Raw genomic sequence first — 16284 nt, 5'->3', positions numbered from 1 at the left:
CGAGGTTACGCATGATGGGTTTATTCATCACGATTTTTGTTATTTTGAATCATTATCGGGCGATTCTTGCGGCATCTTCCGGGTTATCCTTCATCGTATTCGTCCATCCCGTTCGTTATGCCCGACATTAATGAATGCAAAGCATCGGCTAATGCCGACGACGATTCCGATTCGAGCCATTCATCCGGGATGAGCAAAGCTTGGCGGGGATGGGCCTGCACATAACTGTAGAGGATCTGGGCTTCGTCGATCTCGTCTTTGCCGACTTCCGACGCAATCGCCCATTCATTTTGCTTGAAATAAGCCTGGACCAGTACGTTGGCTTCTTTTTCCAGCCGCTGCGCCTCCTTTTCGGTTCCGATGGAAAACACCCGGCTAAAGAGAACGGTATGCCTTTTGACGAGAAAAAGCTTGATCGCGTTTTGGTCCACAGGTTCGTAAAGAAGCACATTGGGGTTGTTTCCGGCAAAGCCGATGATTTTCTCTTTCCGCTCCAAAAATCGGAGCGCCTGCAGCACGTCCCTGTATCGGGCGGCCGCTTCAAAATCAAAGCGTCCGGCTGCCGCCGCCATTTCCCGCTCCACCTCATCGCAAAGGCTCCGGTCGGTACCATGAAGCAGCCCGATAAACCGCTCCATCCTTTGCCGGTATTCCGCCAACTTTGTACCGCCCAGACACATGCCCAGGCACAGACCGATGTCGTGGTTCAAACAGGGCGCGTTTGCCGCTGCCGCGGGACTGCAGGCGATTTTGAAGGATTCCAAAATCGTTTGCACCGCGTTTTGGACCGCAAGTTCGCTTGCCGGATAAGGGCCAAACACTTCGTCTCCCGGAGCCGCCAGTGGCTGGCGGGTCGTCTCGAAATGGCGCAGCCCCGCCGATGCCGGGATGACGATATATGCGTACGAAGCAGGGTTTTTCATTTTCCGGTTGTACATCGGCTTGAATTTATGAATCAGGCTGCATTCCAGCAGCAAAGCTTCGAATTCGGTATCCGTCCGGATGATCTCCAAATCCTGTACATGCTGGACGAGCCTTTTGATTTTGGGCGCATGGGATTTGGAGCGATGGAAATACGAACTCACCCTGTTTTTTAAATGCTTGGACTTTCCGACATATAAAATGCCGCCGCGGGCATCTTTCATGATATATACGCCGGGCGCTTCGGGAAGACGCCGGAGCTTGTCTTTCAGCACGGAGCCGGCAGTTTTTCCGGGATCGGTTTCGGTTGGGTGACCGGCAAGACCGTTTATGCGTTTTCCGCTCATGTTGCTCCCCTTTCCCCCGCGGGCCTTAATATTCGATGGCATCCATCAGGCCAAGATTCCGGTTCGATTCCCTCAACAATTCCATGAAGGAATCCGCGACATAATAAACAAAATCCGGATCATGCACGTAGCTGATGATTTGCCCGTAGGTTCCCTGCTCGGACGGATCGAGGTCAAGCATCAAATAAACGGAGCCCCCGGCCATCGTCGCAAACGGCAGCCATTTCTCATGAAATAAAAAAGGTTTGATCTCCGGATCCAGCTTTCGCATCTCCTCTTCGGAATAATGCTCTGCCAGCAATTCGTCCCGTTCGCAAAAATAGCTTTTGGTCTCTTCGATTTCGTCCAAGGACATCAAATAAAACGGCATGCCCTCATCCGATTCGCCATCGCCCGGGTACAAAACGTGAAACGCATACCCGCTGCCGTCCTTTCGGCGATAAAAAGCGCGGAAATCCTCGGGCAGCAGCCCGAATTTCGCCTCGAACGCAGCCAATTGTTGTTCATCCGCTCCGGGGCGTTGCTGGTAGCTTGCATGCAGCTCCTGAATGTCGGCGTCCACGGCTTTTTCCTTTAGCAAAACATCGAGCTCGGCCATGAGGGGATCCAACTGTTCCGATATATACTCGCGGTAACCCCAGAACGCTTCTTCTTCGCCGCCGTTCTCCAGCAAAATCATGACCGCGTAAGAGATGAGATCCAGCCACCGTTCCATCCGGGCGACCTGCTCGTCCGCAATCAGGCCGTTGCTGCGCAAAACTCCGTCCGGCTCCACCGCCCATGCCCGGGCCAAATGGGTGATGCTCCACAAGCAGGCGATGAGCTCCCGGTTTAACGCCGGCTTGCCAAATTCTCCGGAAAGCGCGCGCACAACAGCCATGAGTTCATGGAAATAGCTCTCCTGCAGTTCCCCGCTGAACGGTCTCAAACTTCCGAGAAAACCGTACGTCATTTTATGGTGCCGCACATCTTCATGGGCAAAAGCATGGCATTGCAATAACAGTATGGCAGATGAAGCGTCCATATGGAATTCCTCCTATTGATTTCCATGTTTCAATATTTTCTTCCTTATTTTCACATTTTTATTGACCCTACGACCCGCGTTTAGTATGATATATACAAATCTTGTAATTATTAGGAGGTGAAGTCGAAATAGACGAAGTCATCGAAATCGATGAGATGGACCTTGACGTGGTCACGAAAATGCTGAAAATGACTTACTCCTTCGAATTATGGGACAAGCTATTGGAATTATCCGATTCGCTTTACAAGCGGGTTCAAAACCTCTACGAAAACCAACAAGGTACCTCTGACCAATATTTGAAGCCTTCCCGCCATCTGGCCTACTACTATGGATATAGTCTACTCATGAAAGGCCTGGCTTACAAGGAACTCGAGCATTACGGCGAAGCTTTGCGATGCATCGACCAGTATGCCGATTTAAGCTGGTTCCAGCCTTTGGACGAGGAAGCGCTGCAGGAAATTCGCTACTACAAGTTCATCTCCGAGCCGAACAGGCTGGAAGTGCTGCTGCTTTCAGGCGAAAGCGACATCCTCCCGCACTACGTTGAATTTCTGCTTCGCAACCCCAAGGAAGTGCTGCCCGGATTGATGTCGATCCTGAAGACGGCCAACAAATTCAGTCTCAATATCGATCATGTACTTACGTTGTTCTCCGGGCAAATCTCGGACCTGCTTCACAGCAGCTCGCAAGGCGTGATCGACACCGCTTACCTCCATAACTTCCTGCTCGGGATCATCAAGTACAAAATCGCCCACGCCGATTACAACGCCGCAATCGATTACACGTTAAGGCTGCTGACCTCTACCGATAAAACGGAAAATGACAAGTATTACAAGCAGGCCATTGTTTATTTTGAGTCCCTTCGACCATTTGCAAGTCCGGAACAAGTCGACACATTTCATTTGCATATTGCCAATATTATGGAAAGGGTTGTGATTTGAATGAAAAAGTTTATCCTGTCCGCCATTCTTGTATTGTCCGTCATTAACGTCGTTCCGATTTCGGCCGCTCCCGGCACAGGCATCGTCACTCCGCTGGATCACGGCGCAGAACATTGATGCAGCAAGCAAGCTAGATCGATGCGCTATGAAAAATCATCTGCAGGCAAGATCTCTGCAGATGATTTTTTCGTTCGTTAAGCCACCGCATACTGGATAATGATCGCTTCGCGCGAATGTTCGTCATAAGCGATCCATAATTCATCCCCCGTCTCCACCCCGTAGACCGGCTCAACCGATTGTTCGATGTAATACTCCTCCCCGTTTCGCTCTACGGTAATGCGGGCGAGCGGACGATCGCCGTTCGTGCCGGAATACGAGACGGAGGTCACCTTTCCGCTGCCCTGCTTGCCTTGAAGCAGCCGGATTTCTTTATCGAGCTCCTCCTTTTTGACCGAGGCCGGAATGATGTTCCCCACCTGCACCGAAAGACCCCGAGGCACGAATTGGCTGTTCACCTTGCGCAGCCGCTCCCGGCCATGGCTTATCAGCGTTTCAAACAGCAGCAATTGCCGGTCGTTGATCGTCACCTCGAAGGGTTGGATTCGGATCACTTCCCCTTCGAGATTTAACCGGTCCGAACCGTTTAAGTTTGCTTGGCTTCCATAAGCATACAAACGGGTGAGTCCTCCAACCTGAATGAGCGCCGCCGTTTCCCCGGTACGGTATTCGAACCCGGCAGCCTGCACCACGGGAATGGAATACGGCTTGCCCCCGGCTTCGAAATGCAGCAGCAGCGCGCTTCCCCGGTTCACGTTGCCGCAGAAATCGATTCGTTTCAGAACCGCTTGCCCGATGATCACGGGCTCCGCCTGTTCCGGCAGATCCGCCGAAGTGAGAAACATCGCTTTGTTTTTGCGGCGGTCGTAGCTAATCATGACCGAATCCCCCACATGGACCGGATTCAAATAGGAAACGACTTTGGAGATCTCGACCTCTTTCGTCCGCCCTTCGTCTTGAAACCGGACCGTCAAGCGAACCAGCGGCTGATTGTTGACGAGCGTCCCCGTTTCCGACATATTCGTGATCGTTCCGGGAATCGTGACGCCCCGATCCAGCCTCCGTTTGCGGCTGGCTCTTAAAAGCGGCGGGAGGATGGCCCATGAACCAAACACCAAAACAGCAATCAAAACCCAAATAGCCCAGTTGATGACGACTGCATCCCCCTGCTTAAGATATGCCATAAAGCTTTGGACCGATTTGCGGTTTTCATCTTTGGCGGCCAGCCATTGCTGAAACGTTTGATTGTTTAATAAGTTCAATGAACCATCGCGGATATTCATCCATCCTGCGGAAGCCTCGGCATTCGAATAGAGCAGGACGCTGCTGCCGGCTTCTTTGTAAAAATGCAGCCGGTCGCTTTTCAGATCTTCATAAGGGATCAGGGAGACGATGGCCGAAACATCCGTGAATTGCTTTGTCTTTTCATCGTAAAGATACCCCAGGACATGCCCCTCAGCTTCATCTTTGGTCGTGGAACCGGCTATGAGCGTTTCATGGTCGTTTAATGGATACAATTGCGCCTGGTACACCGGCATCGGCGTCGGCAATACGCTTCCCGTTTTTTTCGTCGCCGCATCATAATACCGGACTTGTTTCGGATATGAAGAATCCACCTGAAGCAAACCGCCTTCTGTTCGGCCCAATTGTGCCGCAAATTGGCGGGCGGCATGGTCTTTCGCATCGAATGAAGTTTCATTATCCTTCTGAACGTACGTGAGGGGGGTGTTTTGCGGATTCAACCATCCGCTTACGAAAGCGTTCCGGTCGTCATGCAGATCCACCTCGAACATCGGTACGGCCGCATCGCTCTCGAAGCTTCCCGTGACTTCCCTTATGAAGGTCGGCCTGGAAGGCAGCAGCTTAGGCTGATCCAAGTTAACCTTCTGCAATTTTCCTTTTTCCACCTGGGCGATAAACGGAACGCTGCCGTTCGTTTCGCCGGAAACGATAAGCTTTCCCCGCCATGGATGCACGCTGCTATCCAGAAATCCCGAGAGCTCCACCGTCTTCTGGGCCAACTCTTTGACGCCTCCCTCGGAATCGATCGCATGGATGTTTAACTGATCGCTGTCATCCAAGGTTACAAGAATCAACCGCCCATTTTGATAAGTTGAAACAAGCTGTCCATGCAGGTTGGAACGAAGCGGGACTTTTTTCAGCAATTGTTGCGTTTTGACGTCATACAGCTCGCCCCGAAGTCCCGTATCGTCATCTTCTTCAACCGACATCACCTTGTTGCCGCCGTCCAGAAAAAACAAGCTGCGGTCGGATGCCGCCAATTGTTTTGCACTATCTTCGATCCGGCTGGAATAATCGTTCCAAACCATAAAGCTCAACACGATGGCCGGAATCATAAATACCAGATTAAATAGCGAGATGGCTCGCTTCACCCGGGTCCCCTCCTTTACTGCTCTTGGTATCTAAAAACGCAAAAAGGCAGATATCCTGCCTTCATGCGAAAAACTTTATCCAAACTTCCCCATCCATCAAAAAGCCAATGTTGCCGCCGGTTGCCTTGGGAAAAGCAAATGCCGCCCTTGGCATGATTTTAAGCACTGTATCCGCCGCGTCGGTGTCAAACCGTTTTGGAGTGAGAGAAAAAACACGGATTAATGTATGCTTTTGGGCGAAGAAGCCAAATAAACATAGTCGGGTTCCCCCCGCTGCTGGGGAATCTGCAGTGCTTCGACGCCATGGAAAAACCGTTTCAAATATTCCGCGAATTCCGGCGACGACCCGGCGCTCCAATAGGATACGGCGCCATGCGGACGAAGCAGCCGGATGGCCGCTTTTATGCCTTGCTCCGAATAAAGCCCCGTATTTGACGCCGACACGGTCCAATCCGGTCCGTTATCAATGTCGAGGCAAACGGCATCGTAGGAAGCATCGGTTTCATTCATCCATTTTACCAGGTCCGTATGAATCACATTCGTGCGCGGGTCATCCAGCGCGTGGCCGGAATACGGAGCCAAATGCTTCCGGTTCCAACGAATGATCGCTTCCTCAATCTCGACGACATCCACCTGCTCCACTCTCGAATCCGATAAAGCTTCTTCCAGCGAAAATCCGACCCCCAACCCGCCGATCAGCACTTTGCGCGGATATGGGCACTTGCGAAGAGCGCTGCTCACCAGCAGCCTTTCCGACTCTCCGTTGTACGTGGCCATCAGGAAAGTGCCGTTGTAGATGATCTCAAAGTGATTTTCCCTTTTCTGAAGCTGGATATCTCCCCGATCCGTGTGACTGCGTTCTATGATTTCCGGTGCGTAATTCATGGTACCTACCTCCTGCCCTAGAAAATGTTCATCAATTCTGCCATTCTCCATTATAACCCTACAGGGACACAGGAAGTCCAATCCAAAGCTTAATAAATCCGTTCACTTCGCTTAATAAAAGATAAAGAGGCGCATCTGCTGCAACAATGTTAAACGCCCGGTTTGCTTTGGGTGTCCAGCCGCTTTGCCAGCTCCGCCAAGTCCTGCCCTTTTAAAGCGCCTTCCACCAATTGCGGCAGCATCGCAGGCGTACAAGCAAAACAAGGCGTCCCGTCCTTGGACAACACCCGCGCAAGCCGTTCGTCGTAAAACGGTTTGCCTTCATCGGACAAAGCGAGGAGGCCGAGCGTTTTGACCCCGGCTTCCCTCATCTCCCGCATGCGCCGGATGAGCCGGGACTGGTTGCCGCCTTCATAAAGGTCGGAAATGAGGATGAACAGCGTTTTTTTCGGTTCCTTGATGAACTGCTCGCAGTATGCCACGGATTTGTCGATATTCGTGCCGCCGCCAAGCTGAATGCCGAACAGCATATCCACCGGATCGTTGGCGCATTGCTCGGTCAGGTCGACGACCTCCGTGTCAAACACGACGACGCGGGTATCCAGCGCAGGAATGCTGGCAAAAATGGAGCCGATCACCGACGCCCAGATCACCGATTCGGCCATCGAACCGCTTTGGTCGATGTCGACGATAACCGTCCATTCCTTGTTTCGTTTGGCCCGGTCAAAATAATAAAATTTTTCGGGAATGATCCGTTTGCGCTCGACGTCATAATGCTTCAGGTTCCGCTGGATCGTCCGTTTCCAGTCGATCCCGCTAAGGGACGGCAGCGGCGTATGCTGCCTCCGGTTCAGCGCGCCGGTGACCGCCCTTTGAAGCTCATGGCTCATGCGTTTCACCAGTTCGTCCACCACCGCCTGCACAAGCATGCGGGCGGTATCTTTGGTCTGCTCTGGAATTTTCCCTTTCAGCGAAAGCAGCGTTCCGACGAGCTGGATGTCCGGCTTGACGCTGGCCAGCACCTCCGGTTCGAACAAAAGCTGCTTCCAGCCTTTACGTTCCATGGCATCGTTTTGAATGACGGACACGACGTCCTCCGGAAAAAACGTGCGCACGTCCCCCAGCCATTGCGCCAGCCGGGGAGCGGATTTCCCCCTTCCCGCGCCGCGGGCGCCAGACCCGGCACCCGGCGGGCCTTCTCCTCCATCTTCCGTCCGGTCATAAATGGCCGCCAGCGCCCGATCCATGATCAGCTCGTCGCTGCTCAGCTCCAACGTGCCGTTTTGGCCATACCGGCCGAGTTCCTCTTCGGCGGCTTCGCCCAGAATAAGCCGCCAACGGGATAACGGCTGACGATTTACGGTGTCGGCCATGGCCTAAAAATCCTCGAAATCAAAATCGTTAATTTCATCCAGCATCCGGGCTTCTTCCTCCTTAAGATCGTCCATGACGATTTCCGCCGCCTGCTCCGGCTCGACGCCCCACAACTCTCCGAGCAGTTCGGCAACCATTGTTTTTTCTTTCGGGCTGAAGGCGCTGAAGGCGCGGCGCAAAAATACGAGCGCACGCTTAAACTCCTCATCCTCCAGCGTGGAAATGTATTCGTCAAGCTGCTGCCATAAGCTCATGCGCGACAGCAGCGCGTAGCGATTGCGCAGCGCGAGCCCTTCGAACCATCCCGCGCCCAGTTCGGCGGGGATTCCCGGCGACAGCCGCCGCGACACCTCCGCGGCGCACTGCTCCGCCGAAAGCTCGCCCCGCTCCAGCAGCATGGCGCAAGCCAGTCCCGAGAGCAGGGGATTGGCGTCGTCCCGGTCGGACAGTCTGGCCAGCTCCCGAACCCAAAGCTCGTCATCGACCTCGCCGCTATGTTCCGAAGCGATGTGGTTCATTTCGTTCATCGCGGCGGCCATCGGCTTGGCTGCCTCGTCATTGCACTGGCTTGCCTCGTAAAAATACAGGCAAGCGCGAAGGAACAGCTGCTGAAGCAGCGGGACGAGCGGGGCCGTATCGATTCTGCGCACGCCGCCAAAACGGACGAGCTGCGACAGCTTTCTCGCCGCCTCCGCGATTTCGGCGACGTTCTGGCTCTGCACGGCCAGCTTTTGAAGCGCCGACCGGCCCGCTTCCATCTGGTGGATCATGCCGCATTCATATGCCGCCGTGATGAGCTCGGATGCCTCCTTGATCGTGGAACAGGATTCCAGCCTCTGCTGCAGAACAAATGCCGCGGCGGTTTCCACGGTTTCGCCCAGCAAATTCGATTCCACCACTTCGATTTCCACTTCGGGCGACCACTGAACGATCCAATGCTCCGCCCAGGCCGCCTGTTCCTCGCCCCTGGCTTTGGCCTTCACGAAATGGATGCCGAGAAGGGATAACCGGTGGAACCAAAATGATCGGTTCAAGTCGAGAAACGCCGCTTCCTTTGAAGACACTCTCCGGTTTTCCCGCAGATCCAAAGAAAGGTCGGCGGCAACCGCCGTTTTGTACTTCTCCAGCTTGAGGCGTTTGAGCTGCCGGTTCATGTCTTCCTGAATCGGCGTCTGGCTGACGCCCTCGGCCAATGATCCGATCGCCGTGCCCACCTCCGCTTTCGCAAGCGATTCGGCGACCACGGACAACTCCCCCCGACCCAGAAGCGTTTTGGCGGCATCCCTCAGGTCCGTGAGCGTCGGGGCGAGACCGTCATGAAGGGCCGCCAAAGATTCCGCAAACCTGACCGCCTCGATCACCTCGGCCGTCGAACGGTGCGTGCCCGCTGCTCTCAAATCGGCGGCGACGGATGCCAGATAACGATGCGGCAGCTCCTGGAGCGTTCCGCGCCGCATATGCTCCCACATCATCTCGAAATAGTACGGGGCGACGTTTCCTGCCCCATAACCCGTCAACGACGACAGCTTCAAATACGAGTACGGCATCAGCGTCAGCTTCGTCTTGCGCGAAGGAAGGAGCTTCATCTCTTCATCGCTCATCGCATTGGCAAGGTCGCCGAGGGCGGAAGCATGGTAAGCCCCGCAAACGACGACAATCCGGTCGGGGCTGTGCCCGGCCGCGATGGCATCCGCGATCTGCCGGCACATATAGGCTTCGCGAATCGCGTTATAAGCGTATTCCCCCCGCCGGGACGTTTGCTCCGACTCCTCCGTCAGCTCGCGCATGCGTTCGGAATAAGCCAATATCGTTTGGCGGTACGCGTCAGGGCTTAAGTTATGTTCAAAATTCCGCTCCCAGTACGTGTCAAAATCAGGCTCCCCTGATATTTTCGCTATTCGCTCATACAGAGACGATGCGGTCGTTTCGTTTCCTTCATCCGCCCCGGAACGTTCAACAACCGTCCCTTCGGCGGCTTGGCCGGTGGCTTTGGCCAGAGCCGGCAAGTCAGGATTTTCGTCTTCCCGTAAGCCGGCAGGACTTGCCGCAGCCGAACCGCGGATATCCTCCAATCCGATCACGGAGGACGAAGGCAAGTCGATGAACGCGCAGTACGCCCCATGTTTCCGTGCCCACAGCATCGCTTGATATTCCGGCGAATATGCCGCAAACGGCCATAGAGCGGTGCGGACCGGAAGCTCCTCGGTAAAGGCCAGCATCGCGACGGGCGGTTTCGTCGATACGTTCGTCAAATGCGCGATTTCGGCAGTGGCGTCCGAGGGACCTTCGATCAACACGGCCGTCGGCTGTGCCTTATCGAGAAAGTCGGCGACATGATAAGCGCCGGCCGGCGACAGGTGCCGGACGCCGAAAATGTGCACGCCAGCGCCGCGGGCCGTCTTCATGAATTCATCTCCTTGCAGGCGGCATAAAGGCCTCTCCAGCTTGCTCCCCGCTTTTTCATCACGTTGTCCAAATATTCCTTCCAGACGAGACGGTCTTTGTCGTCGTCTTTAACGATCGCGCCCTGCAACCCCGCAGCCAGATCCTCGTCCGTGATGTCGCCGCTTCCGAAGCTGGCTGCCAGCGCCATGCTGTTGGTGAGGAGCGAGATGGCCTCTGCCGTCGAGATCACCCCGGCCGGGGATTTGACCTTTTCTTTTTTGTCGAGCGTCATGCCGCTGCGCAGCTCCCGGAAGATCGTCACGACCTTGAGCAGCGCCTCGTCCGCCGGAACCGCCGTCTGGAGGTCGTAGGAGGCGGCAATTTCGGAAACGCGTTTTTTTACGATCTCCATCTCCGTTTCCAGATCCGCCGGCGCCGGCAAAACGATCATATTAAACCGCCGCTTCAGCGCCGTCGACATTTCGTTGACGCCGCGGTCGCGGGTGTTCGCCGTCGCGATGACGCTGAATCCTTTGCGCGCGTTCAGCTCCTTGCCGAGTTCGGGGATCGATATCGTTTTTTCCGACAAGATGGAAATCAAGGCATCCTGAACTTCGGATGCGCAGCGGGATATCTCCTCAAAACGCGCGATCCCGCCTTCTTCCATCGCCCGCATGATCGGGCTTTTCACCAGCGCTTCGGGCGTCGGCCCCTGGGCGAGGAGCATGGCATAGTTCCAGGAATAACGGACCTGCTCCTCCGTCGTTCCCGCCGTCCCCTGCACCACCAAACCGGAGTTGCCGTAAATGGCGGCGGCCAGGTTTTCGGACAGCCACGATTTGGCGGTCCCCGGTTCGCCGATCAACAGCAGCGCCCGGTCCGTGACCATCGTCGCAATGGCCATTTCGACGATGCGCGGGTTTCCGATGTATTTGGGCGTGATGACCTGCTTGCCGGCGGTCCCGCCGACGATAAACTTGAGCACCGACTGCGGAGACATTTGCCACCCCGCCGGAATTTTCCCCTGATCCTCGCGGATCAAAGCCTGCAGCTCATCTTGGTATAAAAGCTCCGCAGGCTTGCGCATGATGTCCTGCATCGTGGATACGTTACTCATTGCCTATTCGCTCCTTTTTATGATCGATTGGATGACTCCATCGTTTTCAAAACGTATTCCAGCTGTTCGCCGCTCACGGACCCGAATTTAGGCAACGCTGCCCGGCTTCGGTCCGCGTACGACGCGGGGAGCCGGCAGAGCTGATCGAAAAGGAACGGCTCGATTTCGCGGCATTCCGTATTCCTCTCGTCTTCAACGGCCCGAACCAGCGCTTCATGAAGCTCTTCTCCCGATACGCCTGCGCGAACAAGCCCCATGACGGCCAAGTTCGCAAACCGGTTGCGGAACTCCGGTGATCGCTTCAGCTTATCTAGCAAATAGGAAGCCGCCTCCGCGTGTCCCGGGCGCGCAAACGCGCTGACCAGCGCCATGCGGTCGAGGGCGATGAAATGATCGAGCCAGCGCGGATCCCACTTGCCGGCCAACTCCTCCTGCGGCGGCATCTCCACATGGTAGGTGTAGCCCGTTTCGCCGTAGGACCAGATTTGTTCGATTTCCCGATACCTTCGGATGACTACCATATCTTCGATCGTATCCATCAGTTGTTTGGCTTCGTTGGCGCTCCGGCTCAGGGACGAGGCTTTCGCCCGCTCCTCCAGGATGGTCCCGAATGCTTCAAACAACCGTTCCGGAGGCAGCACGGGCAGCGCTTTTTTGAACAGATCCCGGGCAAACGAAGCCGTTTGGGCATGTTTCTTCAAGTCGAGTTCGACTGCCGCCCGGACGAGCTGCCGTCCCTCTTCGGAATGCTCATGCTGTATGTACGCCATCGCTTCGTTAGCCAAAAACGCCCAGCCCAGTTTATACATGTACAACTTGTAATTCCTCATCACATCCATATAAAGCCGGCCAAGTTCTGGGCTTGTTTTTTGATGCAGCGCCCAGATGTAACGTCTTACCTCGTTCCAGACGTTTGCCATTTCCTCTTGGCTTGCGGTCCCTTCCCGGACCGATGCCACGAGTTCCGACAAATCGCGGACCAGCCAGCCGTTCAACAGCTCCGACCGGGATTGCATGACGGACGACGAGACCGCCTCGCGGTCTTTTCCCGTAAAAGCCTCGTATAAGCGTTCCGCCGCGCTTTCCCGGTCGGAGGCCGCAAGCGCCTGAAAAGCCGCTTCGCGGATGCTCTTTTTCTTGTCGCGGCTGAAATCCAGCAGCACCTGCTCATATTCGGGATGGCCCGCCAAAAGCCGGATGGCCGTCGTCCGAACCTCGTCCGAACCTGAGACGGACGCTTTATGAACGACGTCGAGCACGTCTTTCCCGCCGTTTCTGGCGATGACGGTCAATTTGCGGGCCTCAAGCTTGCCTCCATCAGGCCGGAAGCTTTCGAGCAGATGCGGCACGATGTCCGGACCGTAGGACGGCAAGATGTCGTTCATGGCAAACTCCGCGATCTCCACATAGGGATCGTTCAACGCTTCGATCGCCAGCGGGACCAGGCGGACATCGCGAAACAGCCCTTCGCGGAACGCTTCGACGATGACTTCGTGGCGTCCGCCGCCCCGTGTCGTCAGCGCCGTGCGGACCGCGGAAAGTTTGCGGTAAGAAAGATTCGCCTCCAACCGGACGGGCTGCGTTCGCAGCGGAGCCGTTTCGCCCTCCGCGGCCCCTTTCCCTTGGGTGCGCAGCACCGACTGCAGCAGTAGGTTCACGTCCTGCAGCCGGCGGGCCGTATCCGTCCCTGCGCCTTCGTCGATCAAAGCGGCGATGCCTTCGCCCAGCTTTTTAAACACCGGGGCCCGCTCCCCCAGTTGTTCAAAGGAAGGCAGCAGCCGTTTCAATCTGTAATCACCGGCTGCCAAATCGCTCCCCGCGATATACAGGCGCCGGATTTCTTCATTCAGCTCCATCAGCAATGCTTGGCTCATTTTTGCATGTTCCTCCCATTCGGCTCGTTAGTAAAGCAAGCGTACCAGCTCTCGTTCGTTGATGATGCTCAGCGGCTGGACAACCAATCTTCCGCTCCGCATCTCGTGGTTAAACATCCCTAGCAGGGCAACGTCCCGCAAATGTTCTTCGGCCAAATACTTCAGCAGGTGAACGGTCCCGTCTGCGAGCACGTCGCGAAGCTCAAGCGTTTCCCCTTGGGCATCCGCGATGAAAATCCGGCCGTTTGAATCGGTCACGATGTTTTCCGCACGGAGCAGCACGACGGGATTCGGATCGCCAAGCGGATTTTTAAGCTGGTTTTTCACCTTTTTGACGACCTCGGCAAAAGACGCGGCGGCGTGCCGGCGAATCCGGCCCATGTCGCTTTCCGTAAGCGGTCTGGAAGCGAAGGACTCGTACCGGACCCTGCGGTTCAGGTCGCCGGGATAGCGGTAAAGCTCCGGCACCGCGGCCACCTCGAAAAAGCTGTCGTCCTCCCGCATCAATTTTGCCGCTCTGTATGGGCGGTACTGGACCGTGAAGTGGATTTCCCCGGTGTCCATCTGCATCCAATAACCGCAATCGACGAATTCCTGGCGGGAAACGTCGTCATAGCTGATGAATGAAAGCTGGATCAGTTCCGCATCGGACCCGGCAAGCCCCGCCTCTTTAAGTTCCGTCAGCTGCCATGCGTGACCAAGCCACTCTTCGATCGTGGATTCATGGTCCGGCGCAAGCTCCGGATCTTCCAGCCTGGCGTCCAAATGGGCCCGGCCTTTTTTAATGAAGGCATGGATGACGGCCAGCTGCTCCGCCGCCCGCGAGTACGCGTCTTCCCGGTCTTCCTTCGCCGATAAAAGCAAATGAAGCTTGCGCAGCTGAATTTGGGCGCCGCTCAAATAATGGCTTCCCATTTGTTTCACGTGCTCCTGAACGGCTTTAAGCTCTTTGGCGTCCAAGGTGCCCAGGCCGCGGCGGATCAGCGAATGCGTCAGCTTCTCAAGCAGTTCCAGGCCTTCCAGCTGCGCCAGGATTTTTTTCTTCAAGGCCGCTTTATTGGTTTTTTTCGGTTTGGCCGGCGTCCCGGCTGCCGCTTCCTTCGCTTTTTTCTCTTCCCGTTTCTCCGCCTTCTCCCGTTTGGCCGCCAAATCGTCCGGGATTTGCGCCGCCGTGAACGGCTTGCCTTCGGCATAAGCGTAGAGCAGGCCCAGGACATGCTTGCACGGGAACTGCCGGCTCGGACAGCTGCATCGCATGACCGGCTTATCCGGTGTGACGAAATCGGCCGAAGGCATGTAAGGCGTTTTCCCGCTACCCTGGCATTCCCCGAAAAGCACCTGACCGTCTTCGGACCGGTGCAGCCCGGTAAACTTCCCTTTTTTATTCAGATCTCTCCCGTTTTTTATCGCAGCGCTGTTCGGCGCAAGTGAGTCGATCCAAGTTTCCGTGATCTCAATCAAACGTTTCCCCTCCACCATCGCTCTGTTTACAGATCAACCAAATTTATGATATTAATCCTCATATCTAAATCATACCTAATAATTGCGGCTGTCCCTACCCTCTAAAGACCCAATTAAGAACATACATTCTTATTCCGGAATCCAATGAAAACGGGCAATTGCAAGCTCTTCTCTTGCCGAATTCAGCCTGTTATCACAAATTCCTGAAGATAACATCCCTTCACATCCCTTGAAATTGCGTATTTGTGAAATCTATAATAAAAAAAGACTGCCGGAGTCCCAGCAATCCCATAAAACGTCATAAGAGTGGTATTGACGATTATTCTATACCCGTGATTTCCGGGTTCGCATGCATGATGCTTTCGGCGATCTGCCGCAGCTTCGGCAAAAAACGCAACCCCTCTTCGGCGCGGCGAAGCAAATCCCCGCTCGAATGGATGCCTAAATCCGCCAGGAAACGGGCAAAAAAAGGTTCGTGCGCGCGGCGCACCTCCGCCTCCGCGTCAATCGACAAAATGTGGTGGCACCGCGCATGCGTGACCCCTATCCAAAAAACCGCTTCGCGGGGATTTCCGCTTCGGATCAATTCAAGGCTGCCGTCAATGGCAATCGTTTTCGCCCCGGGCGTGATGTCCGAACTGAACGCTAACGGCGTTCGGGCCGCGGCGGCCGCAGCTTCAAAACACCGTTCAAGCCCTTCCAGATGACGCTCCGCCAATCGAGCAGTCCAGCCGCTGCACCCTAAAAATCCGAGCAATTCCGGGTACGCACCCTCAAATCCGTAGTCCTCGAGCACGCGGCGGGCTGCCAAATATCTCAGCCTGACCGTCGGGTTGCGGAGCGCGGCGACCAAAAGGACATGCGTCATCACCCCCGTCGGAAACAACCAAGGCATAACAAGCTCGAACAAAGGAGCCGACGGATTCAGCGACCTTAGCCCTTGGTCCACCCGATTCCACGCCTCCTCGCAGCGGAGTTTCACCCATTTTTCATCCGCAAATTTTTCGGATACCTGCCGCTGCAGCTGATGCAAATATCCGCTCGGGTCATCGATCACCGCAGGCAGGCGGAAACTGCCCGCCAGATGGTAGGAGCCTAACACTCGTTCCGCCGAAGCCAGCTGATTGAAGGGCAGGTAGGTGATCTCGATCAGGGTATCCTTGTAAATCGTCTTTCCCGGCTTCGGCGGAACCGTCTCCCCTCTGAGGACCACGACAACATCGACGTCCGAACCCGTCGGCAGCGCCTCCTTCTCCGGCCTCCCCACCGTCGAGCCGCTGAAATAGGCCCCAATATAATCCGCCTGCATGCAGGCATGTTCCCGGACCCACTCCGCAGCCCGTTGCCGCGCCGTTCCGATCGTAATCATCCGACCTCACCTCCAGTTTTTTTACGGCGCATTCTTGCGCGAAACCTTAACGGTGCTCCGATGCATGCAAAGGCAGCCTCCGTCTCCCAAAGGCTGCCTTCGCCTCCCTTTTCCAAAATTGTCCCTGCGTTCCGGA

The 16284-nt window shown here is 55.4% G+C and carries 11 protein-coding genes; 1 reads left to right on the top strand and 10 read right to left on the bottom strand.

Annotated features, from left to right (window positions below):
- Nucleotides 1-83: 83 nt before the first annotated feature.
- Both KI367_RS06035 and KI367_RS27500 read right to left on the bottom strand, forming a co-directional pair.
- Nucleotides 84-1268 (bottom strand): GIY-YIG nuclease family protein, encoded by a 1185-nt coding sequence (locus KI367_RS06035; protein ID WP_212948382.1) that lies wholly within the window; start codon nt 1266-1268, stop codon nt 84-86.
- Nucleotides 1269-1293: 25 nt separating this feature from the next.
- A complete protein-coding gene (locus KI367_RS27500; RefSeq protein ID WP_306433218.1) occupies nt 1294-2292 on the bottom strand; it encodes an SMI1/KNR4 family protein in 999 nt (332 codons plus the stop codon).
- A 167-nt stretch (nt 2293-2459) separates the two neighbouring features.
- Here KI367_RS27500 and KI367_RS06025 point away from each other — a divergent pair, with 167 nt between their 5' ends.
- Nucleotides 2460-3233, top strand: coding sequence for a hypothetical protein (locus KI367_RS06025; RefSeq protein ID WP_156124529.1), 774 nt, complete (start codon nt 2460-2462; stop codon nt 3231-3233).
- A 194-nt stretch (nt 3234-3427) separates the two neighbouring features.
- Here KI367_RS06025 and KI367_RS06020 read toward each other — a convergent pair whose 3' ends face one another.
- The 8 genes from KI367_RS06020 to KI367_RS05985 form a co-directional block, all read right to left on the bottom strand.
- On the bottom strand, nt 3428-5683 hold the full coding sequence (locus KI367_RS06020) for a hypothetical protein (protein ID WP_212948380.1): 2256 nt from the start codon (nt 5681-5683) through the stop codon (nt 3428-3430).
- A 219-nt stretch (nt 5684-5902) separates the two neighbouring features.
- Nucleotides 5903-6568 carry a spermine/spermidine synthase domain-containing protein gene (locus KI367_RS06015; RefSeq protein ID WP_212948378.1) on the bottom strand — a complete coding sequence of 222 codons (666 nt, stop codon included), beginning with the start codon at nt 6566-6568 and terminating at the stop codon, nt 5903-5905.
- Between the two features lie 149 nt (nt 6569-6717).
- Nucleotides 6718-7941 (bottom strand): VWA domain-containing protein, encoded by a 1224-nt coding sequence (locus KI367_RS06010; RefSeq protein ID WP_212948376.1) that lies wholly within the window; start codon nt 7939-7941, stop codon nt 6718-6720.
- 3 nt (nt 7942-7944) lie between these two features.
- On the bottom strand, nt 7945-10347 hold the full coding sequence (locus tag KI367_RS06005) for a DUF5682 family protein (protein WP_212948374.1): 2403 nt from the start codon (nt 10345-10347) through the stop codon (nt 7945-7947).
- Entirely contained in the window at nt 10344-11444 is a 1101-nt protein-coding gene (locus KI367_RS06000) for an ATP-binding protein (RefSeq protein WP_212948373.1), read from the bottom strand. The genes KI367_RS06005 and KI367_RS06000 overlap by 4 nt, the downstream gene beginning before the upstream one ends.
- Before the next feature lie 17 nt (nt 11445-11461).
- Nucleotides 11462-13318 (bottom strand): HEAT repeat domain-containing protein, encoded by a 1857-nt coding sequence (locus KI367_RS05995; protein WP_212948371.1) that lies wholly within the window; start codon nt 13316-13318, stop codon nt 11462-11464.
- 27 nt (nt 13319-13345) lie between these two features.
- Nucleotides 13346-14779 (bottom strand): SWIM zinc finger family protein, encoded by a 1434-nt coding sequence (locus KI367_RS05990; RefSeq protein ID WP_212948369.1) that lies wholly within the window; start codon nt 14777-14779, stop codon nt 13346-13348.
- A gap of 319 nt (nt 14780-15098) precedes the next feature.
- Nucleotides 15099-16148 (bottom strand): hypothetical protein, encoded by a 1050-nt coding sequence (locus KI367_RS05985; protein WP_246536690.1) that lies wholly within the window; start codon nt 16146-16148, stop codon nt 15099-15101.
- Nucleotides 16149-16284: the final 136 nt, after the last annotated feature.

The sequence above is a fragment of the Paenibacillus cookii genome (assembly GCF_018333375.1).
In the GTDB taxonomy this organism is placed as follows: domain Bacteria; phylum Bacillota; class Bacilli; order Paenibacillales; family Paenibacillaceae; genus Paenibacillus_AQ; species Paenibacillus_AQ cookii.
Note: the sequence above shows the minus strand (reverse complement) of the source record. Positions and strands in the feature narration are given on the sequence as shown.